Below are 23,405 nucleotides of genomic sequence, written 5' to 3' on the forward strand. Positions count from 1 at the left end.
TGATTATTTGAAAACTCCTAAGTTTTTCATAACCTCTTTTTCTTTTGATCTCATGACTTTTTTGTCGCCTTCTTCTATGTGGTCATAGCCAAGTAGGTGAAGGGTTGAGTGACAAATGAGATACATGATTTCCCTTTCTAGAGAATGGCCAAAATCTACCGCTTGATCCTCCGCCACATCAAGGCAAATAACTATATCTCCAAGAAGGATTAGAGGATTTCCCTCATTATCAAAACCTTCTTCATCCAAGGGGAAAGATAAAACGTCTGTTTCTCTGTCCACATTTCTGTAGTCCTTGTTGAGCTTATGGATTGTTTCCTTATCTACAATAGAAAGGGAAACTTCAACATTTTCGCTTATATTTTCCACCCTAAGGACTTCAGTGATGGTTTTTTCTGCCTTTTTCCTTATAATGTCAAAGTCCAAATCTTCATTTGTATCATTGGCTATCAGAAGATTCATTTTCTTTCCTCTTTTTTTCTTCTTCTAATCTCAAATCGTTCTTTTCGTAAGCATCGATTATCCTTTGGACAAGTGGATGACGGACAACGTCAATTGAGCTAAAGTTTATAAATTCAATGCCTGGGACATTTTTTAAAATCTGAGCAGCCGAAACAAGGCCAGATTTTCTGCCACGTGGCAAGTCGACCTGGGTCTTATCTCCTGTAATTATAGCCTTTGAGCCGTAGCCCAAACGGGTTAAGAACATCTTCATCTGTTCATAAGTTGTGTTTTGGGCCTCATCAAGAATTACAAAGGAATTATCAAGAGTCCTACCCCTCATATAGGCAAGGGGAGCAACTTCTATGATGCCCTTTTCAACTAGGGCCTGGTAGGTTTCAAAACCTAAGATTTCAAAAAGACCGTCATATAGGGGTCTTAGGTATGGATCTACCTTATCTTGCAAATCTCCCGGCAAGAAACCTAGGCTCTCGCCTGCTTCTACAGCTGGACGGGTGAGGATAATCCTGTTTACTTCGTTGTTTTTAAAGGCACGGACAGCCATAGCTACTGCCAAGTAGGTCTTACCTGTACCTGCAGGTCCTATTCCAAAAACCACGTCATTGGCCAAAATCTTTTCTATATAGGATTTTTGTCCCAAAGTCTTTGGCTTGATTGGTTTACCAGCTGCTGTTGTGACAATTACATGATCAAGGAGGGCCTTTACCACATCCTTGTTTTCCCTTTCAAGCATGTCTGCATCGTACTTTAGTCTTTGAAAATCAAGTTCCTCATCTCTCTTAAGCTCGGATAACAATTGAATTATAAGTTTCTTGGCAAGGTCAACATGACCTTCATCACCATTTATTTCTAGCATATTGTCCTTAAGCTTGAGTTTGACGTCAAATCTGTCTTCTATATATTTTCTATTTGAATCAAAATTGCCAAAGAGAGAAATAATTCTCTCTGGCGCTTCTATTTCTAAAAATTCTTTAATATTTATCTCCTAGCGTCTTTTGGAAACTGGCGGACCAAGGATTTCTGCCATGATAATGGCATCACTTAGCCTTTGTCTATTTTTATCTTTGGCCATTTTTTCCCTAATTTTGTCTGTTTTTTCTTTTTGCTCAGCGTCTCTAAGCCTCATTAAGGCAGCATTGTCCCCTTCCTCACTCTTAGCCTTGATAGAGCCAGTCTGGCCATCATTAGATTTGATTGCCTCCAAGCTTTCCCTGGCTAAGCTGTCAATCTCTTTTTGTATTTGAGAGGACTTTTTAAATTTATCTGCGTGTTTATTTCTTAATTCCGCCTTGAGCCTCCTTTGGGCTTCAAGGTCTGGCTTTGCAGGTTCAGCAATTTCACCAAAATTCCTGTCCATATTTTCTACCAGATCATTAAGGTAGCCGATTATGGATGGGTTTTTTCTTGCAGATTTTTTTGCCTTAAGAGGACTTGTGTCGATTTTTTTATAAAAATCTCCCATTTCACTTTCAGTCTTGATTTCTTCAACCAAGTCGTCTAGAAATGATAAAAAAGATTTATTCTTATTTGACATCTAAGTCAGCCTCATCGTTTGAGATTGACTGGCGCATTTTTGTGTCGGCTTTGATATTTTGGAGGTTATAATAATCCATAACTCCAAGATTTCCTTCTTTGAAGGCTTGGGCGATGGCAAGTGGGATTTCGCTTTCTGCTTCCACAACCTTGGCCCTGTTTTCTTGTTCAAGAGCAATCGCTTGGGCACGTCTTTCTTCGGCCTTAGCTTGGGCGATATTCTTATCAGCCTCTGCCTGGTCTCTTTGAAGCTCAGCTCCTACGTTTCTTCCAACATCCACATCTGCTATATCGATTGATAAAATCTCAAAGGCTGTACCTGAATCAAGTCCCTTGTTTAATACAGTTTGAGAAATATTATCTGGATTTTCTAGTACTTCTGCGTGGGTTTCTGATGAACCAACTGTGGTTACAATACCTTCACCAACTCTGGCAATGATGGTCTCTTCACCCGCACCACCAACTAGCCTTTCAATATTGGCCCTAACAGTGACTTTGGCAATTACCTTTACTTCTATACCATTTTTGGCAACTGCAGCTATAACTGGGGTGTTAATCACCTTTGGTGTTACAGAAACTTGGACAGCCTCAAATACGTTACGACCTGCAAGGTCAATGGCTGCGGCTTCTTCAAAAGAAAGGTCTATTTTTGCCCTTTCTGCTGCGATTAGTGCGTCAACAACTTGGTTGATATTACCACCTGCAAGGTAGTGGCTTTCAAGGTCGTTTGTTTCTATGTGGATACCTGCTTGGTGGGATTTGATCATGGCGTTGACGATTTTTGATGGAGATAATCTCCTAAATCTCATTGCCACAAGGCTTGCCATGGAGATTTTAACTCCTGAAAACCTCGCTGTAATCCAAAGTCCAACTGGTACCATTGTAAAAAATACTATGACTAATATAAAAATTAGTCCCATAATTATATATTCCATTACATCTCCTTTACTATAATGTGGCCATCTTTAACATCTATAACAGAAATCACCCTAGATTTTTCAATGAATTCTGCCCTGGCCATAGCGTCATAAATTTCTCCGTCAATTTCAATCCTGCCCGAAGGCCTAAGTATTGTCTTGCTAATTCCAACACTGCCTATAAGTTTACTCAAATCCTTATTCTTATAGACTTTATTTTTGTTTTTCTCCTTCACATCTAGGACGTAGGAATCAAACAAATTTGCCCTGAAGCCAAGCTTTACAAAAATTGTCATGGTAATGACAACTGCAAGGCCTGTGGCGATAATTACAAAAAATCCAATTTGGGGGTCTGTGAATGAATCCATCACCGAATAAGTCGTAAGGGCAAGGCCCGCCACACCTATTATTCCAAAGCTAGGAATAAAAAGCTCAAGGCTAAGAAGGGATATACCCACAATGAAGGTGATAACTGTGACATTGTCGGCTATATTATACTTGGCATTGGCCAGGTAAAAATAGGCGAATAAAATCACAGAAAGACCCGCAAAGATTAGCTTTTTTTGGGTAAATAAGAGACATATCAAAGATATGACTGCGAGAATAAAACTTGTCGCAATAATTAGGTCATTTCCTAGCATATTTTTCTCCATTTCTTAAAGGCAAATCCTTATTTTTTGAAAATATTTATAAAAAATATTTCCTAAATTTAAGGATTATAATATTAACTTCCTTATAATTATTATCTAGTAAATGAGGTTAAAAATCAACATAAGAGGTCCACTTCTTCTTTTTGAAAAAAATGATTTTTTATCCTGCTTTAGAAAAATTTTTTACAAAAAAGGAGCCTAAGCTCCTTTAATTTTTATTTTCTTTTCTTTTTCTTAGTGAAAAACGAAGATGCCGAATAATTTAAGATGTGTTTTTTATAAACCTTAGATGCTAGGATGTATGAAATATAGAGACTTCCTATTAAAATCATTATAGAAATCCCACCTTCCATGATCCCTGCATTTGCCTTTATCAACCTCAAAGGCATGAAAAATACGGAAATATATGGGATAAAGGATGCGATTTTTACAAATAAATTCACAGGGCGGTTCATAAAAATCATGGCTACCATAAAGGCTGCTATGATTGTGACCATAAGAGGTGTTGCAACCTTGGATGCATCTTCTTGTTTGCTGGCAAGAGATCCTAGCATGGCGGCAATTATCATATAGGCCAAAAGTGAGAGAATTATAAATACAAATATCTCTGCGATTATAATTAGGCTTCTCTGATCAAGGCTTAGGTCAATTTTTATCATATCTAAAAGGCCCTTAGATTTTGCGACAAAATAAGAAATAGCTCCTAAAATTATATACAAAATCGAATGGACGATTATGGCAAAGAGATTACCCAAAATTTTACCTGCAAAATAGTCCTTGGCAGATACTGACGAAAAGATAAATTCAATCATCTTTGAACCTTTTTCTGTTGCTATATCAACGACTAGGATGTTTGAGTACATGATTAGCATAAAATACATGAACATCAAAAGGATAAAATAGGAAGCATAGACCATGAGGCTCTTGCCCTTGTCGAGCTGGTTGATTTTGACATCTGCCTTGGTCGAAAAAATCCCAATTTGTTTTTCATTTAGGCCTGCATTTTTGATGTTAATAGCATTTTGTATCTCATTTGCAAGAAGGGGCAATTTTGAAAGAGCCTTACCGTCCATGGTTTTGGTCTCGATAGTAAGTTTTACCTGGCCCTTTGATTCAGAAATTTCCCCGTAAGACTCAATTTTTTCTGCCTTTAAGGCATCTTCTGCCGCATCTTTTGAAACTAGTTTATATTCATTTTCCATTCCCTTAAAGAAAGGGCTAATATTTTCATCTGCCACTATTTGGTATTTATGACCGTCACTGCCAAGCTTGGCCTGATCTGACTTCGCTAGGAAATAATTAATCCCCACAGGTACTAGCATGACAAGGATTGGCACAAAAACCATGGCCCAAAAGGCAGGTGATTTTATTTGTTTTTTGAAAGAGTCTAGGGCTACTATTAATTTTCTATTCATTTTCTTCCACCTTTCTGGCAAAGATTTCATTTAGGCTTGGTGGCTCTTGGCTAAACATTTCAAGGTAGCCAAGTTTTTCTACAAGTTTATCAAAAATCCCCCTGCCATCTTCTTCCTTTTCAAGCCTTATTGTCCAAAGATTACCATCTCTCTTAACATCATATTGAGGGAAAATCTCTGATAAATCCTCTTCTGTCCTGACTTTTACAAGAGCTTTTTCATAAGAATTTCTAATCTCATTTGGTGAACCCTTTAGGACAATTTTTCCATTCTTTAGCATGATGAGCCTGTCGCAAAGGTATTCTACATTTTCCATGTTGTGGGATGAGAAAATTATGGTTGTACCTTGATTGTTGATTTCCTTGATTATCCCCATCAATAGATTGGCATTGTAAGGATCTAACCCTGAAAAAGGCTCGTCTAAGATTAGAAATTCTGGCTTATAGATAAGGCTTGCCAAAAGTTGAACCTTTTGCTGGTTTCCCTTAGAAAGGGATTTTATTTTATCATCAAGACTTCCCTTGATTTCAAAACGGTCAAAGTAGGTTTGTAGGGTCTTTTCATCAAGGTTTCTCATTTGGTTGAGCCTTGCGAAAAATTTCACCTCTTCCCTAATAGTTTTCTTTGGTGAAAGCGAGCGTTCTTCTGGGAGAAAGCCGATTTTTTCTAGGGGAATATCTGCCATTGGCCTTCCTTCGTAAAGAATTTCCCCGTCAAAATGGTCGTAGAAATTCATCATAGAGCGAAAAAGTGTAGATTTGCCCGCCCCATTTTGGCCGATAACTCCAAAAAGCTCGCCTTTTTTAACATCAAAGCTCACATTATCGAGAGCCTTTAAATCTCCAAAATTTTTAGATAAGTTTTTTATTTCAATCATGATTTTTCTCCTGCAAAGCCATTTGTAAAAACTCCAACCAAACAAGGTATTAGAACAATAAGAGCTATTATTGGGCTTATATTTTCATAAAGGGCTGAGCAAAATAAGATTATTATCATTACAAATTGGCACATAAGCATTCTCTTATAAGAAAGGTAGCCTTTTTTGTAATATTTAAGCTTATCTCTCTCATCAGATTCTGCCATGAATTTGCTATCAAAAAAGAAGTCAAAGATCTCGGTTTTTCTTTCTGGCTCAATTTTTCTTACAAGTTTATAAGTTAGATAAGACAGTATCGAGTTTATAGCTGTAAATACAAATAGAATTACAAGTATAATCAAAGTATTTTTTAATGGATTAGAACTTTTTTTCATTTCGTTATAAATAATTATTATAAGAGATAAAAGGCTGAATAATCCAGCATCTCTCATTGCATTAGCATAATCTATATACTTTGTTTCTATAAATCCATCTTCCCTCAGGCCATCTTCAACTTCTTTTTTTGCTTTTATATAAAAATGTAAACCTAAAACAGCGAATATACTACAAAGTCCTATAGTTAAAACCAAGATGTTTTGGCTTAAAAATCTAGAAAGAACTTCAATAAGCCCACCTATATTTAATTTATTAAAAATAAAACCTACTCCAAAACCAACTACCAATCCTAATCCAACCATATAAAGTACGCTAGTTAGGAATGTTTTCTTATTTTTCTTCATCACTTTCCTCCAAGCTAAAAATCTCATTAATATCCACACCTAGGACCATGGCGATTGTTAGGGCCACGGTCACAGATGGGTTGTAATCTCCTCTTTCTATTAGGCTTATGGTTTGGCGGCTGACTCCGACGAGCCCTCCAAGGTCTGCTTGGTTATATCCCGCCTTTTTTCTAAAGTCCGCCAAGTTATTTCTTAGTTCCATCCGCCCTCCTTTCAAAATAATTGACAACCATTCTTGTCATTATTGTAACTCTGACAACTTTATTTGTCAAATTGTTTTTCAAAACTTATAAGTTTCTAGGAAATTTCATTAAAATTCAAAGCAAGAACAAATAAATAAGCATTTTGAAAGCTTTGATCAAAGCGACTTGGATTTTTTGCATATTCTATGCATAAAATGAAAATATTTACATTTTTTATGCATTTTTTCTTTTTTCCCATATAATAAGAATAGATAATAATTTAAGGAGAAAGTCATGCTAGGTGCCGCTGTCAACGCTATTGCCGTTTTTCTATCTGGTCTTGTTGGTCTTAAACTTGCAAATTACATAGAGCCTTGCTATAAGGATGCAATTATGAAATTTTTGCCCCTTACCATTGTGGTTTTGGGTATAGAATCTGCCCTCAAAGGTGATGTCATAATCGTTCTTATTTCAATGATTTTGGGAGTTATTATTGGAGAATACTTTGATCTGGAAGGAAAACTCAATAATTTTGCCAATATGCTCAAGGATAAATTTATAAAAGGCGAAGACAATGATTTTGCGACAGGTTTTGTTTCTGGCACCCTAATTTTTTGCGTGGGCTCTTTGGGAATCCTTGGAGCTATCGAATCCGGAGTCAACGGGGACAACTCAATTTTATACACTAAGGCCATCATAGATAGCCTTTCCTCAATCTTTTTATCAACAACCCTAGGGATTGGTGTTGCCTGCTCTGCTGGGGTAATCTTCCTCTATGAGGGCCTTATAGCCTTACTTTCAGGATTTCTCGCTCCAATCCTCACACCAGAAATTTTGGCAAATATTTCTGGAGTTGGTGGAATCACAATCATTGCTGTGGGTCTCTCCATGCTTAATCTTGTGAAATTTAAGCTGGTAAATTCCTTGCCTGCAATTGTAATCCCTGTTATAATCGGATTAATTTTAAATTTATTTTAAGAAAAACCCCATTACGGATTATTAAGGTGACCCCACAAAGTTGGACCTAATACCAGAGTTAGAACTAAACTAGCTCTGGTATTTCTTTGTTCTTTCCTACCCCTAGGGGTAGGAAATTTTTATGCTGCATTTTTCTTTCTATATTCTATTGGTGATAAGTATCCTAATTTTTCTTTTATTCTTTCTTCGTTGTAATATTCTATGAAATCTTCTATTGTCTGTTTTAAGTGTTCGTATGAATAGAATTTTCTTCCGTAATATATTTCTTGTTTTAATATTCCAAAGAAGTTTTCCATTGGTGAGTTGTCTAAGCAGTTGCCTTTTCTTGACATAGATTGGGTGATGCCGTTTGTTTCAAGTCTTGATGTATATTTCTTTGTTTGATATGCCCAGCCTTGATCTGAGTGGAATATTCTTTCTTCTTTACTTTTTTTAGTTACCTTTATTGCTTTGTCTAATGCTTTTAATATTGGTTCTATTGTTGGGTGTTTTGATATTTCATAGCTTAGTATTTCACTGTTGTACATATCTAGGTATGGGTTTAGATAGAGTTTCTTTATTTGGTATGTTCCTGTTTTATCTTTTTCTAAATACTTAAATTCTGTTGTGTCTGTTGTTATTTTTGTGTATGGTTTTTCTACTTTGAAGTTTCTTTTTATTTTGTTGTCTGATATTTTTCCTACCTGTCCTTTGTAGGATGAGTATTTTCTAGATTTTCGTGAATAGCTTTTTACTTGAAGTTTTAACTTTTGAACTAATCTTTGTACTTTCTTTTTGTTTATTATTAGTCCTGTTCTTTTTAACATAGCTGTTATTCTTCTGTAGCCATAGTTTGGATTGTCTTTTCTTATCTTAAGTATTTTCTTTTCTATTTCTATATCTTTATTTGGTTTATTTAATCGTTTTTGCCAATACATGTATGTTGATTTGGCAATATTAAAGTATTTTAACAAGTCTTTTAGTTTGTATTTACTTCTTAAGACTTCAATTGTTTCAGCAATTGTCTTATTTCTGTATCTGTCATTTGAGACAATTCTATCTTTTTTTTATTGCATCATTTTCTAGTTGGAGCCAATAGTTTTTTTCTTCTAATTTCTTTATTTTTTCTTTTAGTTGTGCTTCATTTAAGGAATTATCTTCTTCGTTGGTTAATTGTGCTGATGATTCTGTTTTAGAGTCTTTTGATCTCTTTTGTGTCTTTGACATTTTTGAAGGTCTTCCTCTCTTTTTAGATTTCAGTCCTTCTATGCCTTTTTGTCTAAAGTCTATTACCCATCTTGCCATCATTGATGGATTGTTTATCTTTAATTCATTTGCTAGGCTTTGATAGGACATTTCTCCTGTTAAGTACAAGTTTACTACATTTAACTTAAATTCCAAAGTATATTGTGTATTTTCTCTTTTTACTTTTAGTCCTTCATAGCCTTGTGATTTGTATGCATTTACCCATCTTCTTATTACACTTTTATCCGGTATACAATATTTTTCTGATAAAGATCTATATGAGATATTGGATTCTAAATATTCTTTTACTACTTTCATTTTGAATTCTGTGCTATATTTTGCCATTAAAAAACTGACCTCCTTTAGTTAGTTTTTGGTCTAACTTTTGGGGGTCAGTTCATATTTCCGAAATGGGGTTATATTTATATCCTGCCCCTTAATTTAAGGGCTTTTTCTATTCTTGAAAGGCTTAGGATGAAGGCTGCTTTTCTGTAATTTACCTTATACTTATCTGCAGTTTCAAATACTTCTTTGATTGCCTTTGACATATCTTTCTCTTGTTTATTTCTTACTTCCTCTTCGTCCCAATAAGAGCCTGTTATATTTTGAATCCATTCATAATGACTTACTAAAACTCCGCCAGAGTTTGCGAGGATATCTGGAATTAGAGGGATATTTTTCTCATTTAAAATCGCCTCTCCTGCTTCAGTCACAGGTCCATTTGCCGCTTCAACAACAAGTTTAGCTTTAATTTCCCCTGCATTGGTCTCATCTATTACATTTTCCATAGCTGCTGGAATTAATATGTCACAATCTAGGGCAAAAAATTCTTCATTAGAAATTTTCTTTGCATCGATATTTAAGGCAGACCCTGTTTCTTGCCTTGCCTTTTCTAACTTATCAATATCAAGGCCATTTGGATTGTAAATGGCAGATGAACCTGATTTTTGGCTCTTATCCTTAGAATTTAAAGCGATTAGCTTTGCCCCATCTTGGGCTAAAAATTTCGCTGCAAAAGAGCCAACATTACCAAAACCTTGGATTGCAAAAGTTGCTCCTTTTAAGCTCTTGCCGATTTTTTCGTAGTATTTTTTTATGGTGAGGTATACTCCAAAACCTGTTGCTTCAGTCCTTCCAAGGGATCCACCCATGTCGGTGGACTTGCCTGTGAAGGTTCCTATATCGTGGCGGCCGCCATTTAGGGCAATGTATTCGTCAGTGAAATATCCCATAATTTTGGCATTGGTATTTACATCTGGGGCTGGAACGTCAATTCTTGGTCCAATGTAGTTGTTGATTGCCCTGACAAAGCCACGAGAAAGACTTTCAAGTTCCCTTTCTGAAAGCTTTTTAGGGTCAACTACGATTCCGCCCTTGCCACCACCAAGAGGAAGGCCAAGTAGAGCTACCTTTAGGCTCATCAAAGTGGAAAGGACTTTAACTTCTTCATAGGTCACAGATTCATCAAAACGCACTCCGCCCTTTGATGGACCAAGAGCTGATGAATGGGCAGACCTGAAGGCCCTAAAGGTCTTTGTAGTGCCATCATCCATTTTGACTGGAATATTTGCCTCGATTATCCTTTCAGGTTCTTTTATAATATTGTAAAAAGATTCAGAAAAACCTGCAAGGTCTGAAACTTCCTTTAATTTCTTTTGTAGATTTATAAATTGATCGTAAGCTTTTGTCATATTGCCTTCTTTCTAATTGCTAATTAAATTTCTAAAGTATTATACACCTTTTTTGCTAACAGAAAAATAATTTTTTATCATTTTTATCTTTAATTATCCTTATTTTTTCTTATAAGTTTTTCCAAAGACAATTAGGTATTTGCGTCTGTATAGCGGGTCCATCAATCAATTTTTCTTCACAAAAAAACTGGTCCTAGGACCAGCTTTTTAATTTTCTTTTATCTTATCCCTGGCTGCTGCCATCATGAGTTTGACCCTATTTACCTGGTTTACCTCACTGGCACCTGGGTCGTAGTCGATTGCTACTATGTTTGCTTCTGGATAGATTTCTCTAATTTTTTTCATGACACCCTTACCGGTAATATGGTTTGGAAGACATCCAAATGGCTGGATGCAGACAATATTTGGTGCACCAGATTCGATTAGCTCAACCATTTCTCCAGCTAAAAGCCAACCCTCACCGGCTTGGTTGCCGAGACTTGTGACTTCGCTTGCGAGATCTGATATTCCATCAATGTATTTTGGCTCGTCAAAGTGGATACTTTCCTTGAGGGCCTTTCTGATTGGCTTTCTGAAATTTTCTATAAGGACAATTCCCATTCGGGCAAGAGTCGCATTTACAGGGCTTTTGCCGTAAAAATCTCTCTTTAATTCTGCATTTTTAAAGCAATAGAGGAAAAAGTCTGTAAGGTCGGGAACAATCACCTCAGCCCCCTCCGCTTCAAGGACGTCTTGGAGGTGGTTGTTGGCTTCTGGGAGGAATTTCACCAAAATTTCCCCAACTATACCTGCCTTTGGAATTTCCTTGTGGCAAACAGGAATTTCATCAAAATCTTTTACGATATCCTTGATGGCCTTTCTGTATTTTGGCCTATCCATAGTCCTTATCTCTTCGGTAAGTCTTTGTATCCATGCTTCTTTGAGCCTATTTGTGGCATCTTTTTCGATTTCATAAGGCCTGGTTGCGTTGGCCACCCTATTTAAAAGGTCTCCTAATAAAATCGCACTTAGCATTTTTTTCATCAAAGGAATATTTTTGAAGCTTAATAGGTCAAAACCTGGACTCTTCTCAATTCCCTGGGCAGATAGGGCTATTACTGGGATATTTGGATAGCCTGCATCCTTTAGTCCCTTTCTGATGTAGCCAACATAATTTGATGCCCTACAAGCGCCTCCTGTCTGGGTCATCAAAAGGGCAATCTTATCTGTATCGTAACGGCCGGAATTAACTGCCTCTAGCATCTGGCCTACGACTGTAATTGACGGATAGCAAGAGTCGTTGTTTACGTATTTGAGGCCTTCATTTATAACGTCCTTGTCGATTTTGTTCAAAAACTCAATCTTATAAGGAGAATCTTTGAAGGCCCCTTCCATAATCCTAAAGTGTTCTCTTGCCATTTGTGGGGCAAGAATTGTATAGCCATCTTGACGCATTTCTTTGGTGAAAGGCTTGAAATCATAGGCCTTATCTAGGGATTGGACTTCAAAGTCTATGCCTTCGAGTTTTTTCTGGTTTAGGGCCTCAAGTAGGGATCTTACCCTGATTTTAACTGCTCCAAGATTTGAAATTTCGTCAATTTTTAAAAGTGTATAAATTTTCCCAGCTGATTTTAGAATATCTTCAACTTGGTCGGTTGTCACCGCATCAAGTCCACAACCAAAGGAATTTAGCTGAATTAGTTGGAGATTTTTATTTTTTGCCACATAGTCGCTTGCCCTATAAAGCCTTGCGTGGTAGGACCACTGGTCAAGGACCCTGAGTTTTTCGTTTAAATCATCAAGATTATAGGCGACCGCATCTTCGGAAAGAACTGGTATATCCATGGACTCGATTAAATCTCCTATGCCGTGGTTGATTTCTGGATCTATATGGTAAGGTCTACCGGCTAGAACTATGGCATTTAGGCCCTTTTTATTGACCAAATCTATTATTTCCTTGCCCTTTAGCCTTATTGCATCATGGTAGGCTTGCTGGGCCTGCCAAGCTTTTTCTACTGCGTTTTCGATATGATTTTTTGATAAAATATTACCCTCAAAATCATAACCATCAAAAACTTCTACCATTCTCTTTTTGATAATCTCTTCGCTCTCAAAAGAAATATAAGGAAAAAGATATTTAATATCCTTTAGGCCATCAACATTATTTTCAATAACATCTGGATAACCAGACACAACTGGGCAATTCATATGGTTTTTGGCCTTGTCATACTGTTTGTATTCGTAAAAAACTGCTGGATAAAAAATCAAATCTGGATTTTTTGAAATTAGGTTTTCCATGTGGCCATGAACGAGTTTTGCTGGATAGCAGGCAGTTTCTGATGAAATCGAACCTAGACCCTTTTCATAAATTTCCCTAGATGACTTGTCGGATAAGACTATATCAAAGCCTAAGGAAGTAAAAAATTTATGCCAAAATGGATAGTCTTCGTAGATGTTTAAAACCCTTGGAATACCAACTCTTCCAAACCTGGCCTTAGATCCAAGAGTATCCCTATTAAAGAGGAGGTCGTACTTAAATTTGTACATATTAAGGTCGTCTTTGGACTTATCAAGCTTGACCCCAGCACCTCTTTCGCACCTGTTTCCGGTTATGTATTTCCTACCGTCTGAGAAAATATTAATTATTAGGGCACAGTTATTGGTACAACGGCCACACCTAGCTGATTTTTGTTCGTAGGAAAAATCTTCAAGGTCAGCTAGACCTGCAAGCTTAGATGTGCCTGTAGACCTATCCTTGGCAATAAGAGCCATACCCATAGCCCCCATAAGCCCTGAAATTTCAGGCCTGGTGACATCTCTTTCTGATAATTTTTCAAAGGCCCTAAGGATGGCATCTCCATAAAAAGTGCCGCCTTGGACTACTATATTTTTGCCAAGGGTCTTTGGATCTCTGATTTTAATTACCTTTTGGATGGCGTTTTTAATTACTGAATAGCAAAGGCCGGCGGCTATATCTGCCACTTCTGCGCCTTCTTTTTGGGCTTGTTTGACCTTGGAATTCATAAAAACTGTGCAACGAGAACCAAGGTCTGCGGGCTTCTTTGATTTGATAGCTTCTTCTTGAAATTCTTTTACATCCATAGAAACTGATGCAGCAAAGGTTGATAAAAATGACCCACAACCAGAAGAGCAAGCCTCATTTAGCTGGATAGAGTCAATAACCCCGTCCCTGATGTGCATGGCCTTCATATCCTGGCCACCAATATCTAGGATGAAGTCGACGTTGGGATTAAAAAATCTCGCCGCCCTGTAGTGGGCAATTGTTTCAACCTCTCCATTATCAACGTGGAGGGCATTTTTTATAAAATCTTCCCCGTATCCACAAATCCCAGATGAAGCGATGTGGGCCTTGGGATTTTTCTTCTGGTAGGCGTCTTTTAGCATGTCAATGCAGACTTCAAGAGGATTACCTAGATTCATCCTATAATCATCAAGGAGAATTTCCATGTCTTTTGAGAGCCAAACCATCTTTGAAGTTGTAGATCCTGCGTCAAGTCCAACATAGATTGGTCCTTCATAGGTCGCAAGATCCCTGTATTTAATTTTAGAAGTCTTATGTCTTTTTTTGAATTCTTTGTATTCTTCTTCCGATTCAAAAAGTGGTTCAAGCCTTTTTGTGGCTTCTATTTCAACTTTTTCGCTAGTCTTTAATTTTTCTATGAGGTCTGTAATCGAAGCAAATTTTCCATCTTCGCTTGATAAAATCGCAGCCCCCTTGGCAACGTAAACTTCAGCGTCTTCTGGTATATAAAACTTATTAAATTCTTGGCCAAGAGTCTCTATAAAACGGTCTCTTAGGGCAGGAAGGAAGTGCAAAGGTCCACCCAAAAAGGTGACATTACCCCTAATTGGCCTACCACAAGCGAGATTTGAAATTGTTTGGTTGACAACTGATTGGAAGATTGAAATAGCAATATCTTCTCTTGTAGCACCCTGGTTCATCAGAGCCTGGATATCGGTTTTGGCAAAAACCCCGCATCTTGAAGCGATTGGATAAATTTTTTGATAAGATTTTGCTAGGTCATTTAGGCCCAAAGCGTCAGTATCAAGAAGGGATGCCATCTGGTCTATAAAAGCGCCTGTACCACCTGCGCAAATCGAATTCATCCTCTGTTCTACAGAACCAGAAAGATATGTAATTTTAGAATCCTCGCCCCCAAGTTCAATTAAAACGTCAGTTTCTGGGATAAATTCCTTGATTGCCCTGGTTTCTGCTATAACTTCTTGGACAAAGTCAGTTTCAATTAGGTCGGCAAGAAACATACCGCCAGAGCCTGTCACAGCCACAGTCAGTCTGTCGTCCTTGAATTTGTCTCTAGCATCAGCCAGAACCTTTTTTACAGTCTCCCTCACATCCGACTTGTGACGAGTATATACAGAATATATTGTATTAAATGAGTCGTCAGTCACTACCAGCTTAACTGTTGTAGAACCAACGTCTAAACCCATATGTAAGTCCATATTCTCCCTCTCTATTCGAATAAATAATATTAATTATTTATATTTATGTAATAACTTTAAATAAATTTTTAATATTTTTTTATATCCACCCGATTTACTAGGGTAAATGTACTTATATTATACCATTGATTAAATAAAGTAAAGCCCATACATCATAGATATATAGCTAATTTTCAAATTATCGCCAACTGTAAAATTAACTTTACAAAATAAGAATCTATTGTTTTTTAAAAATCTTTATTAGTTGTTATTCACACTATAATTTAATTTTTATACAATAGTTATTCTTTATAGCATAACTAAAAAAGACCCAGTCATTTGACTGGATCTTGTCTTTGTTTATAAATTTCATACTTATTTTTACTAAAATTTCTTGCCTATAAATTAAAAAATCATTATAAGGCCTTACTAAAATCATCAAAAATTATTTTCGTTAATTCATCAAATTTTCCCCGGCTGTATTCCGGATGCCACTGGACGCCCATCATATAGGAATCGTAGTAGGGATTTTCTATGGCTTCGACTAGGCCATCATCACTTGTTGCTGTGGCAAATAAACCCTTTGCCATATCCCTTATGCCCTCGTGATGCATGGAATTGACGTCCCTAGACTTTTGTCCGCCCAATTTTTCATATATCCTCGAAGACCCATTAAAGTTTACCATATGATAGGTAAAACCATCTGAACCATCCCTGTGAGAAATACTTGTCCCAAATTGGCTTGGTAAGTCCTCGTAGAGACTGCCCCCGTAGTAGATATTTATAAGTTGCATACCCCTACAAATACCTAAAATAGGCTTTCCTTCTTCAATAGCTAGGCCTAAAAGCTCAAGGTCAGACCTGTCCTGGTCTGTCGAATAGGTTTCTACAAGGTCATAGGCATCCGATCCGTAAAGGGCAGGATCAAAGTCGTCACCACCTGCAAATATTACCCCGTCCACACTTTTAATGATATCCCTAGAAGCGTCTTTATTTGTCTGGACCCCGGTTAATATATGGATTTCATAATTATAAGAATTTGCAATTTCATAGTAAGTAGCCCCAATTGTCTGGCTAGTGCCAATTACCAACACTTTTTTCTTATTTGATTTTATAAAAATAAAAATACCAACAATTAGAGCCCCAAGCAAGATAAGATTTCTAATAAATCGTAAAAATTTCCTCATAAAAAGCCCTCCTTATTATAAGTATAACAAGAAAGGCTAAATGTTTCCCTACAATTTTTGTAAGCTATTTTATCCCACAAGCATCCTTGGCAAGCCTGTCGGCTAGGTCGTTGTATTTGTCATTTGAGTGGCCTTTGACTTTTACAAAGGCGATTTGGATATATTTTTTTCTGTCATTAATAAAGGCCTTGTAGGATTGGGTGAGGTCGTTGTTGGCCTTCCAATCGCCTTCGGCCCAGGCTTGGATGCCTTGGTAGTCGTGGTGGATGATTATTTTTTTATAAGCTTTTTCTATGGCAAGGTCAATGGCAAGCTCGCTCGCCTTTACTTCTCCTGCCACATTCCTGTGGGTGTAGTAGGAGTCGGTGTAGGCTTTTTTGAAATATTCCTCCTCGCCATCTTTGATTAGGACTACACCTGCACCGTAGGTTTTCTCTGGCAGGTTAAAAGATCCATCGACATAGGCGACAATGGTGTCTGCGTCAACTTCAATTTTCTTTTCAGCCCCTTCTATAAAAGCGATAGCCTCGTCCTTAGTTTTAAAGGACTTGTAAATGGCGCCTGAAAATCCCTTTACTTCCTTAAGACAAGAATCCCAGGATGTGTATATCCCAGGATTTCTACCTTTTCTTACTGCGTAATATTTCTTCATTGGCCTAAGCTTTCCTTGTTTGCCCAGTAGGTTACCTGGCCAGGTCCTACTGTAAAGACGCCGTTGCCATTTTCATCTATGGTAATTTCTTCATTTTTGCCTGAAAGGTCAACATAGGTGGCGCCAGCTTCAGATTCGCCAACAAACATTTGTTTTTCCGCCATATCTTGAATGGAGATTAGAACTGCTAGTGGCTTGTGGTCATCATCGCCTCGTCTTACCCAACCAATTACAGATGGGTGGTCGAAGTAATCATCCTCTTCTCCGTAGTTATATGCCTTTCTAACGGCCATCATCTTATCAAGCATATCTTTGAGTGGGTCTTTTTTTACAGGCCCAATAAGGCCGTAATAATCGCCCGCAAAGAGGCATGGATAACCGTCCTTCCTAAATAAAATCAAGGCGTAGGCTATTTCCTTAAACCAGTCTTCTACCCAAGAATCAAGTGCTTGGCCTGGTTGGGAGTCGTGGTTGTCGACAAAGGTTACTGCTTGGGCTGGAAATTCCTTGACAACTGTGCCGTCAAAGATTTTTCTCATGTCATAGCCGCCCATAGACTTGCTGGCCTCTGCCATGTGGAAGTGGAGTGGAACGTCAAAAAGGTCTATCTTGTAGTCTGAGTTTTGGAGATAATTTTCGATGGCACCTGTGTTATATTGCCAAAATTCTCCAAATAAGTAAAACTTGTTTTCGCCCATATTGTCGTATATATGTTTGGAAAGTTCGTAGATAAAGTCACCTGAAATGTGCTTTAGGGCATCGTATCTGAAGCCATCGACCTTGGTTTCCTTAATAAACCAGTCAACCCATTTAAAAATCTCTTCACGGACTTCTGGGTGGTTGTGGTCGATGTCGCAATTCATAAGATAATCAAAATTGCCCTTTTCATTGGAAACGTCCTCGTCCCAATACTTGCCATCCCCCAAAATCCTATAAATGGCAGAGGTTTCGCTCTTAGCATCGTAGTCTATACCTGTGAAATGGTAGTAGTGCCAGGTCATGTCGGAATATTTTCCCTTTCTGCCCTTAAAATCAAAACCTGTCCATCCTTCGATTTCAAGCTCGCCAGATACGTCTTCTTCCCTATTGTTTTGGTCGACCATAACGGCCTTAAAACTTTCCTTAAAATCAGCATTACCCTTGTGGTTTAGGACTATGTCTGCGTAGGATTTTATCCCTGCTTCATGGAGGTCGGCTATGGCCTTGATTAATTCATCCTTGGTTCCGTACTTGGTCCTAATTGTGCCTTTTTGGTCAAATTCTCCCAAGTCCCAAAGGTCGTAGATTCCATAACCAACGTCATTGTCACCACCACCCTTACAGGCTGGTGGAAGCCAAAGGGCGTCAATACCCGCTTTTTTTAAGTCTTTGGCATCTCTTGAAAGTTTTTTATAAAAATCTCCAGATCCGTCTGTGTCCCATTCAAAAGATTGCATCATTATTTCATTGGCCATGTTTACTCCTTACAAATATCAATTGACTTTGATGCACCAATCCTTGATGCACCTGCTTCTATCATTACTAGAGCCTCTTCTCTGGTGTGGATGCCACCGCTAGCCTTGACTTTTGCCTTATTACCAACAGTTTCTGCCATTAATTTCACATCTGCTACTGTCGCTCCACCTGTAGAAAAACCTGTAGAAGTCTTTACAAAATCAGCTCCTGCGGCTACAGATAATTGGCAAGCCTTGATTTTTTCCTCATCTATCAAAAGACAAGTTTCTATAATTACCTTTAGGACATTTGAACCTATAGCTTCTTTAATCTCTCTAATTTCGTCTTCTACATATGCATATTCACCGTCTTTAAGCCTGCCAACATTGATTACCATATCAATTTCACAAGCTCCGTCTTCTATGGCTTTTTTTGCCTCAAAAACCTTGGCTTCCTTGGCCATAGCTCCTAGAGGAAAACCAACAACAGCGGCTATCCTTACGTCCTTGTTGTAGTCTTTTATAAGTTTAACATTGGCTGAATTTACGCAAACAGAATAAAAATCGTGATCAACCGCTTCATCAACTAGGTTTTTAATATCTTTTATACTTGCATCAGCTTTTAAATTTGTGTGGTCTATATATTGGTTAAGTTTCATATCTCTTCCTTCTTTTCATATTCTAATAGGGCAAGGGTCAAATCATCTGCCATGGCCTGCCAGTTGTAGGATGTGATTATATCATCAACAAAGGTTAAATCACGTGACTTGGAAAAAGTCTCCCTCAACCTTTCAAGACCAAATTCGTTTCCCTCTTCATTTTTCGCTTCGATTGCTCCGTCTGTAAAAAATAATATCTTATCACCTTGGGATAAGTTTAGGCTTTTTTCTATATATTCGTCAGGCTCGATTATATTTGAGATCATCCTCCCATTAGCAAGGAGATATTCTGCCTCGTTTTTCTCCTTGAAATAAATCAGTGGCGGACAATTGTGGCCAGCATTAGAAAATACCAGACTATCGTCCCTAAAGTCAAAAATACCCAGCCAAGCTGTAAAATACTGACTAGAATCAATCTGTAATTTAGTAAATTTTTTCCTAAGATTTAGAAAAACCTGGCCTGGAGAATAATCTGGATGCTTATCAAAAATCGCACTCATGGTCACCTTCAAAAACATAGTCATAATTGAAGCCTTTACCCCATGGCCCATGACATCCGCAATATAAAAAGCAATCCTATTTTCATCTATCTTAATTAGGTCATAAAGATCGCCTGATACATCGTCTGCAGGATTATAAATTCCAGACAGGCTTAGCTTGCCGTAAGTCCCATTTTTAGGAAGGATTGAAGACTGGATACGCCTTACAAAACGTATATCGTCAAGCATGGCCTTGTTGGCATTGTAAAGGTCAATTTTAAGGATAGATTCGCTGGTAATATCCCTGTAGACTTCGATAGTGCCTGTGAAGGTATCACCAAGATAAATCGGACTTGATTTTATCGAATAATACTTGCCGTCGATGAGCTTTTCCTCAATCATGGTCGCTGACTTTGACAAAGTGTTAGAATTAGAAATAATTAGGTCTATATTTTCATCCAAGTAGGTTTTAAGTTTTGGACTTTTCTTTAGGGCATCTTTGAGGGCGTCATTAATAAAGGTCACCTGACCAAAATCATCAATAATCCTCACCCAATCATCCATGGAATTAAGGATAAAAAAGTTGATATTCTCTTGTAAATCTCGGTTTTTATCAAAAGATTTCCTCATTGCGACCCCTTTACTGTCTTTATAGTAACTATATCTTTTTAATATAGTAATTCAATCAAAGTTTTTAGGCCTTATATGCCAATAAAATTGGACTTTTCTTTTGAATTTAAGCCCTTTACCTTAAAATATTTATAAAAGTAAAATAAAATTTACCAAAAGAAAAAGGCTAGACTGATAATTTTACAGCCATTAGCCTTTTTATATATTTTATAGGGACGCTTCCATTTTCACTAGGTGTTTTTCCACAAGACCTATATTTACTTTTAATTTTTCTATCAATTTAATAAGCTTCGCTCTCTTATTAGCGTCCATCTTGCCTGTTTTTGCATAATTTTCTGCAAGTGTTACGACTTCCTTGGCCCTATTAACACTTGCTTTTAATCTTAGGTAAGAATTTTTTAAACGGATTTTTTTATCCATTTTTTCAAGGCTAAGACTTGATAGGTCAATCCCGTAATCATCAGCAATATTATTATCACTACTTCCTTCTGTCCTATGATCTGGTCTAGTAGGATTATCTTGCTTTCTAGGATTTTCAAGGTTTTTAATTTGCTTTTGAAGGTCTTTTATTTGTTGGTCTAGAGTTTTGATTTGCTCTTCTAAACTTTTTACCTTTTTTAATTCTTCAGATTTTTCTAAGGCTTTGATGTCATTTTTTAGTCTATCAATCTCAGCATTATTTTCAGCTATTTTTTCTTTTGCTTTTTGAACATCCTCAGACCCAACGCCTAGTCTATCTCTTTCATCAATAAATTTTTGTTGTTCTTTTGTTATATCATCAATTTCTTTTAATTTTTTATCCAATTCAGCTTTGGCTGTATAATATTTTTCTTTCAAGGATTCTAAAATTTGTGAATTGGCTCTTCCATTTTTCTTGTTTTCTAAGAATTTTCTAAATTCAGTAATGGCTTCTAGGGAATTTGTTTTAGTTTCATAATTTGCTTTTGCAGAATAAAGTTGGTGTTTTTTATAATCTACAGCTTTTTCTAAATCTTTCTTATGTTGGGAAAACTTGGTCAATTCCTCAATTATTCCCTTAGCCCTTTGGTCATGAATATTAGCTAGGTTTTTAAGGTAGGTTTTATTATCTTTTGCAAAATCATTCCTATCATCAGCTAAATTTTTATTTAACCATTCAGATATTGATTTAGATTTGTGGAATTCTTTTCGCTTCATAGCTTCATTTTCTAAATATTCTTGATAAGCATTTTCTGCTTCTTCTTTTTCTCTTATGCTATCTTGCAAGGTTTTAGATGCTTCAGCAACTTCATTGACTTTAGAATTTTGAATACCTTCTAGATTTTTATCTTTAATAATAGCATTTTTATAGTCAGTTTCATAACCTAAGGCAAGTTCTTCTTTCTTGTAAGCATTGTATCTATCATCTCTTTTTTGCTCACTACTTGCAAGTTCTTTCTTATTTTCTATAATTTTTTCATTCTTATCTTTTACTTCTTTTTCTAGCCTATTGTAATTTTCATCAATAATTTTTGATTTAGCTAATGCTTTTTCTCTGAAGGCTTTATAGGCTGGGGTATCTTTTTTATCTGGATTTTGGCTTTCAAATTCTTTTATAAATTCTTCAATCCCATTTTTTTGACCATATGCCTTATATAAATCGCCTTCTATTTTAGATAAGTCCTCCTTTAGATTATCTTCTTTCTTTTGAATTTGGCCGTGATAATTCTCCGCTAAATCATATTCATTTTTTAAATCATCTACCCTATCTTTACTCGCAAAATCAGGGCTTGGGCTAGGGTTGGCTTTTTCAGCCTCATAAACTTTTTCTGCATTTTGATATGTTTTAGTAGCTGCTTCTAATTCTGCATTTACTTCTTTTTCTCTTTGCTTGAGTTCTTCAATTTTCTTATCTAATTCATTTTTCTGTTGTTCTTTGGCTAGGATTTCTTCATTATTTTTTATATTTTCTTCTATTTTTCCAAGCTTTTTTTCTAAAGCTTCTTTCTCTTCTTGGTTTTTTGCTGCATCTTTTTTTGCTTGATCTAAGTCTTTTTCAAGATTTGTTTTTTTATCTTGGGCTGATTTAAGGTTTTCTTTTGCTTGATCTAATTCAGACTTCGCTTTTTCATTAAGGTTTTTCCCTTCATCCGCTCTTGCAGTTTCTATTTTTCCCATAAAAGGCAGGACCGATGCCATCATTAGGCTTGTAATTATAATTTTTTTCTTCATTTTTTATCTCCTAAAATTTTATATTCCTATAATAAAATATTGCTTGTTAAATTTATGTTAAGGAGATAATATTTTTTATAATTTCCTATAATCATTGATATAAAGCCATTTACGATAAATATATCCAAGCCTTATTGTTGCGAAAAAATAAAATAAACATAAAATTTTCCAAGAAAAAACACCCACTAGGGGTGGATTTTCTGTTAGATTAATTAGTCTCTTTTGCTTGCTGCGTATGCAACTGAAGCTGCTGCTAGGATACCTGCAATGCCTGCTACTCCAGCAACACCTGTTTTTGCGTTGTTACCAGCTTTTTTAGAAGGAGTTTTTTCTTCTTTCTTTTCTTCTGGTTTATTTTCTTCTTCTTGTTTTTCTTCTGGTTTATCTTTGATTAGATCTTTGATTTCGCTTGTTGTAGAGTCTAATTCTTTGATTAGAGCGTCTGTGTTATCAGCTTCTTCATCAGCGTAAGCTGTAGCGATGAAGGCTACTTTAGCTTTTGCTAATTTTTCGTCAGCTTTTTTGATAAGAGATTCAGCTTTAACAACTAGAGCATTAAGTTTAGCTTCAACGTTTTTGATCTTTTCTGGAGAAAGTTCTTTTAGAAGAGCTACAGCCTTGATAGCTGTTCTAGCTTCTTCTCTTGCTGTCTTAAGTTCTTCAAGGTTGTCTTTCTTTTTTGGTTTTGATGTTTGTTTGTTTCTATCCTTATTATTAGCATTATTTACATCGTCTTTAGAAGCTTTTTTTGCTGCCTTTTCAGATTTTTGCCTTTCTTCTATAATTTTTTGTTCGATATAGGCATTATAATCACCGTAAGCTTGAGATACCGCTTGATTTCCTTTATTTTTAACCGCTTCAAGTCGTTCTAAGAAATATTTCTTTTCTTCATCGGATAATTGATCGTCGGTACTTATCACTCTTTTAAAATAATCAAATTGGCTTTCATTCTTAAGAAAATTTGCAGATCCTTCTACTCCCCTAATAGCTTCTTTCGCATGCGCTTTGCTTACAAAGCCACCAGTTGCTAATAAAATTGCCATTGCACCTGCAAGGACTTTTTTGTTTGTTTTCATAAATTTACTCC

The 23,405-nt window shown here is 36.6% G+C and carries 21 protein-coding genes; 1 reads left to right on the plus strand and 20 read right to left on the minus strand.

Translation table 11 applies throughout. The features are described from left to right. Positions 1–3 precede the first annotated feature (3 nt). From ybeY to K8P03_RS02280, 9 genes are all read right to left on the minus strand, one after another. A complete protein-coding gene (ybeY, locus tag K8P03_RS02240; protein ID WP_223417991.1) occupies positions 4–462 on the minus strand; it encodes an rRNA maturation RNase YbeY in 459 nt (152 codons plus the stop codon). After that, complete coding sequence (locus K8P03_RS02245; protein WP_223420676.1) at positions 440–1,399, minus strand: PhoH family protein; 960 nt, start codon at positions 1,397–1,399, stop codon at positions 440–442. Before K8P03_RS02245 ends, ybeY begins: the two co-directional genes overlap by 23 nt. 48 nt (positions 1,400–1,447) lie before the next feature. Continuing rightward, positions 1,448–1,996: a hypothetical protein gene (locus K8P03_RS02250; protein WP_223417992.1), complete on the minus strand. Its 549-nt coding sequence runs from the start codon at positions 1,994–1,996 to the stop codon at positions 1,448–1,450. Then, positions 1,986–2,930, minus strand: coding sequence for a flotillin-like protein FloA (gene floA, locus K8P03_RS02255; RefSeq protein WP_223417993.1), 945 nt, complete (start codon positions 2,928–2,930; stop codon positions 1,986–1,988). Before floA ends, K8P03_RS02250 begins: the two co-directional genes overlap by 11 nt. Then, a complete protein-coding gene (locus tag K8P03_RS02260; protein ID WP_223417994.1) occupies positions 2,930–3,553 on the minus strand; it encodes an NfeD family protein in 624 nt (207 codons plus the stop codon). Before K8P03_RS02260 ends, floA begins: the two co-directional genes overlap by 1 nt. Before the next feature lie 224 nt (positions 3,554–3,777). Next, positions 3,778–4,977, minus strand: coding sequence for an ABC transporter permease (locus K8P03_RS02265; protein WP_223417995.1), 1,200 nt, complete (start codon positions 4,975–4,977; stop codon positions 3,778–3,780). Beyond that, positions 4,970–5,854, minus strand: a complete 885-nt coding sequence (locus tag K8P03_RS02270; protein WP_223417996.1) for an ABC transporter ATP-binding protein — start codon at positions 5,852–5,854, stop codon at positions 4,970–4,972. Before K8P03_RS02270 ends, K8P03_RS02265 begins: the two co-directional genes overlap by 8 nt. Next, a complete protein-coding gene (locus K8P03_RS02275; RefSeq protein ID WP_223417998.1) occupies positions 5,851–6,573 on the minus strand; it encodes a DUF3169 family protein in 723 nt (240 codons plus the stop codon). The genes K8P03_RS02270 and K8P03_RS02275 overlap by 4 nt, the downstream gene beginning before the upstream one ends. Continuing rightward, entirely contained in the window at positions 6,560–6,775 is a 216-nt protein-coding gene (locus K8P03_RS02280; protein WP_223418000.1) for a helix-turn-helix transcriptional regulator, read from the minus strand. The genes K8P03_RS02275 and K8P03_RS02280 overlap by 14 nt, the downstream gene beginning before the upstream one ends. A gap of 274 nt (positions 6,776–7,049) precedes the next feature. On the opposite strand from K8P03_RS02280, the gene K8P03_RS02285 reads away from it, so the two are divergent. Then, complete coding sequence (locus K8P03_RS02285; protein WP_223418003.1) at positions 7,050–7,733, plus strand: DUF554 domain-containing protein; 684 nt, start codon at positions 7,050–7,052, stop codon at positions 7,731–7,733. A gap of 119 nt (positions 7,734–7,852) precedes the next feature. Here the strand turns inward: K8P03_RS02285 and K8P03_RS02290 are convergent, their stop codons facing one another. The 11 genes from K8P03_RS02290 to K8P03_RS02340 all read right to left on the minus strand — a co-directional run bounded on the left by K8P03_RS02290 (position 7,853) and on the right by K8P03_RS02340 (position 23,394). Then, positions 7,853–8,686 carry an IS3 family transposase gene (locus K8P03_RS02290; protein ID WP_263285017.1) on the minus strand — a complete coding sequence of 278 codons (834 nt, stop codon included), beginning with the start codon at positions 8,684–8,686 and terminating at the stop codon, positions 7,853–7,855. 82 nt (positions 8,687–8,768) lie between these two features. Next, positions 8,769–9,302 carry a transposase gene (locus K8P03_RS02295; RefSeq protein WP_223418005.1) on the minus strand — a complete coding sequence of 178 codons (534 nt, stop codon included), beginning with the start codon at positions 9,300–9,302 and terminating at the stop codon, positions 8,769–8,771. A gap of 77 nt (positions 9,303–9,379) precedes the next feature. Further along, a complete protein-coding gene (locus K8P03_RS02300) occupies positions 9,380–10,648 on the minus strand; it encodes a Glu/Leu/Phe/Val family dehydrogenase (protein WP_223418008.1) in 1,269 nt (422 codons plus the stop codon). 207 nt (positions 10,649–10,855) lie between these two features. Continuing rightward, complete coding sequence (locus tag K8P03_RS02305; RefSeq protein WP_223418010.1) at positions 10,856–15,109, minus strand: 2-hydroxyacyl-CoA dehydratase; 4,254 nt, start codon at positions 15,107–15,109, stop codon at positions 10,856–10,858. A gap of 395 nt (positions 15,110–15,504) precedes the next feature. After that, complete coding sequence (locus K8P03_RS02310) at positions 15,505–16,275, minus strand: gamma-glutamyl-gamma-aminobutyrate hydrolase family protein (RefSeq protein WP_223418012.1); 771 nt, start codon at positions 16,273–16,275, stop codon at positions 15,505–15,507. A 64-nt stretch (positions 16,276–16,339) separates the two neighbouring features. Then, positions 16,340–16,927, minus strand: coding sequence for a ribonuclease H1 domain-containing protein (locus tag K8P03_RS02315; RefSeq protein WP_223418014.1), 588 nt, complete (start codon positions 16,925–16,927; stop codon positions 16,340–16,342). Continuing rightward, on the minus strand, positions 16,924–18,381 hold the full coding sequence (locus tag K8P03_RS02320; protein ID WP_223418016.1) for an alpha-amylase: 1,458 nt from the start codon (positions 18,379–18,381) through the stop codon (positions 16,924–16,926). Before K8P03_RS02320 ends, K8P03_RS02315 begins: the two co-directional genes overlap by 4 nt. Positions 18,382–18,383: 2 nt before the next feature. Beyond that, on the minus strand, positions 18,384–19,019 hold the full coding sequence (gene deoC / locus K8P03_RS02325) for a deoxyribose-phosphate aldolase (protein ID WP_223418018.1): 636 nt from the start codon (positions 19,017–19,019) through the stop codon (positions 18,384–18,386). Then, positions 19,016–20,128 carry a PP2C family protein-serine/threonine phosphatase gene (locus tag K8P03_RS02330; protein ID WP_223418020.1) on the minus strand — a complete coding sequence of 371 codons (1,113 nt, stop codon included), beginning with the start codon at positions 20,126–20,128 and terminating at the stop codon, positions 19,016–19,018. The genes deoC and K8P03_RS02330 overlap by 4 nt, the downstream gene beginning before the upstream one ends. Positions 20,129–20,335: 207 nt before the next feature. After that, entirely contained in the window at positions 20,336–22,318 is a 1,983-nt protein-coding gene (locus K8P03_RS02335; RefSeq protein ID WP_223418022.1) for a coiled-coil domain-containing protein, read from the minus strand. Between the two features lie 212 nt (positions 22,319–22,530). Then, on the minus strand, positions 22,531–23,394 hold the full coding sequence (locus K8P03_RS02340; protein WP_223418024.1) for a hypothetical protein: 864 nt from the start codon (positions 23,392–23,394) through the stop codon (positions 22,531–22,533). Between the last annotated feature and the right edge of the window lie 11 nt (positions 23,395–23,405).

The organism is Anaerococcus murdochii, from assembly GCF_019957155.1.
GTDB lineage: Bacteria > Bacillota > Clostridia > Tissierellales > Peptoniphilaceae > Anaerococcus > Anaerococcus murdochii.

What these genes read in the sequence shown, in the direction of transcription:
- deoC (WP_223418018.1), bottom strand. Translation starts at nt 19,019, where the DNA reads ATGAAACTTAACCAATATATAGACCACACAAATTTAAAAGCTGATGCA.
- K8P03_RS02305 (WP_223418010.1), bottom strand. Translation starts at nt 15,109, where the DNA reads ATGGACTTACATATGGGTTTAGACGTTGGTTCTACAACAGTTAAGCTG.
- K8P03_RS02260 (WP_223417994.1), bottom strand. Translation starts at nt 3,553, where the DNA reads ATGCTAGGAAATGACCTAATTATTGCGACAAGTTTTATTCTCGCAGTC.
- K8P03_RS02340 (WP_223418024.1), bottom strand. Translation starts at nt 23,394, where the DNA reads ATGAAAACAAACAAAAAAGTCCTTGCAGGTGCAATGGCAATTTTATTA.
- K8P03_RS02330 (WP_223418020.1), bottom strand. Translation starts at nt 20,128, where the DNA reads ATGAGGAAATCTTTTGATAAAAACCGAGATTTACAAGAGAATATCAAC.
- K8P03_RS02315 (WP_223418014.1), bottom strand. Translation starts at nt 16,927, where the DNA reads ATGAAGAAATATTACGCAGTAAGAAAAGGTAGAAATCCTGGGATATAC.
- K8P03_RS02300 (WP_223418008.1), bottom strand. Translation starts at nt 10,648, where the DNA reads ATGACAAAAGCTTACGATCAATTTATAAATCTACAAAAGAAATTAAAG.
- K8P03_RS02275 (WP_223417998.1), bottom strand. Translation starts at nt 6,573, where the DNA reads ATGAAGAAAAATAAGAAAACATTCCTAACTAGCGTACTTTATATGGTT.
- K8P03_RS02335 (WP_223418022.1), bottom strand. Translation starts at nt 22,318, where the DNA reads ATGAAGAAAAAAATTATAATTACAAGCCTAATGATGGCATCGGTCCTG.
- K8P03_RS02285 (WP_223418003.1), top strand. Translation starts at nt 7,050, where the DNA reads ATGCTAGGTGCCGCTGTCAACGCTATTGCCGTTTTTCTATCTGGTCTT.
- floA (WP_223417993.1), bottom strand. Translation starts at nt 2,930, where the DNA reads ATGGAATATATAATTATGGGACTAATTTTTATATTAGTCATAGTATTT.
- K8P03_RS02295 (WP_223418005.1), bottom strand. Translation starts at nt 9,302, where the DNA reads ATGGCAAAATATAGCACAGAATTCAAAATGAAAGTAGTAAAAGAATAT.
- K8P03_RS02280 (WP_223418000.1), bottom strand. Translation starts at nt 6,775, where the DNA reads ATGGAACTAAGAAATAACTTGGCGGACTTTAGAAAAAAGGCGGGATAT.
- K8P03_RS02320 (WP_223418016.1), bottom strand. Translation starts at nt 18,381, where the DNA reads ATGGCCAATGAAATAATGATGCAATCTTTTGAATGGGACACAGACGGA.
- K8P03_RS02265 (WP_223417995.1), bottom strand. Translation starts at nt 4,977, where the DNA reads ATGAATAGAAAATTAATAGTAGCCCTAGACTCTTTCAAAAAACAAATA.
- K8P03_RS02250 (WP_223417992.1), bottom strand. Translation starts at nt 1,996, where the DNA reads ATGTCAAATAAGAATAAATCTTTTTTATCATTTCTAGACGACTTGGTT.
- K8P03_RS02270 (WP_223417996.1), bottom strand. Translation starts at nt 5,854, where the DNA reads ATGATTGAAATAAAAAACTTATCTAAAAATTTTGGAGATTTAAAGGCT.
- ybeY (WP_223417991.1), bottom strand. Translation starts at nt 462, where the DNA reads ATGAATCTTCTGATAGCCAATGATACAAATGAAGATTTGGACTTTGAC.
- K8P03_RS02310 (WP_223418012.1), bottom strand. Translation starts at nt 16,275, where the DNA reads ATGAGGAAATTTTTACGATTTATTAGAAATCTTATCTTGCTTGGGGCT.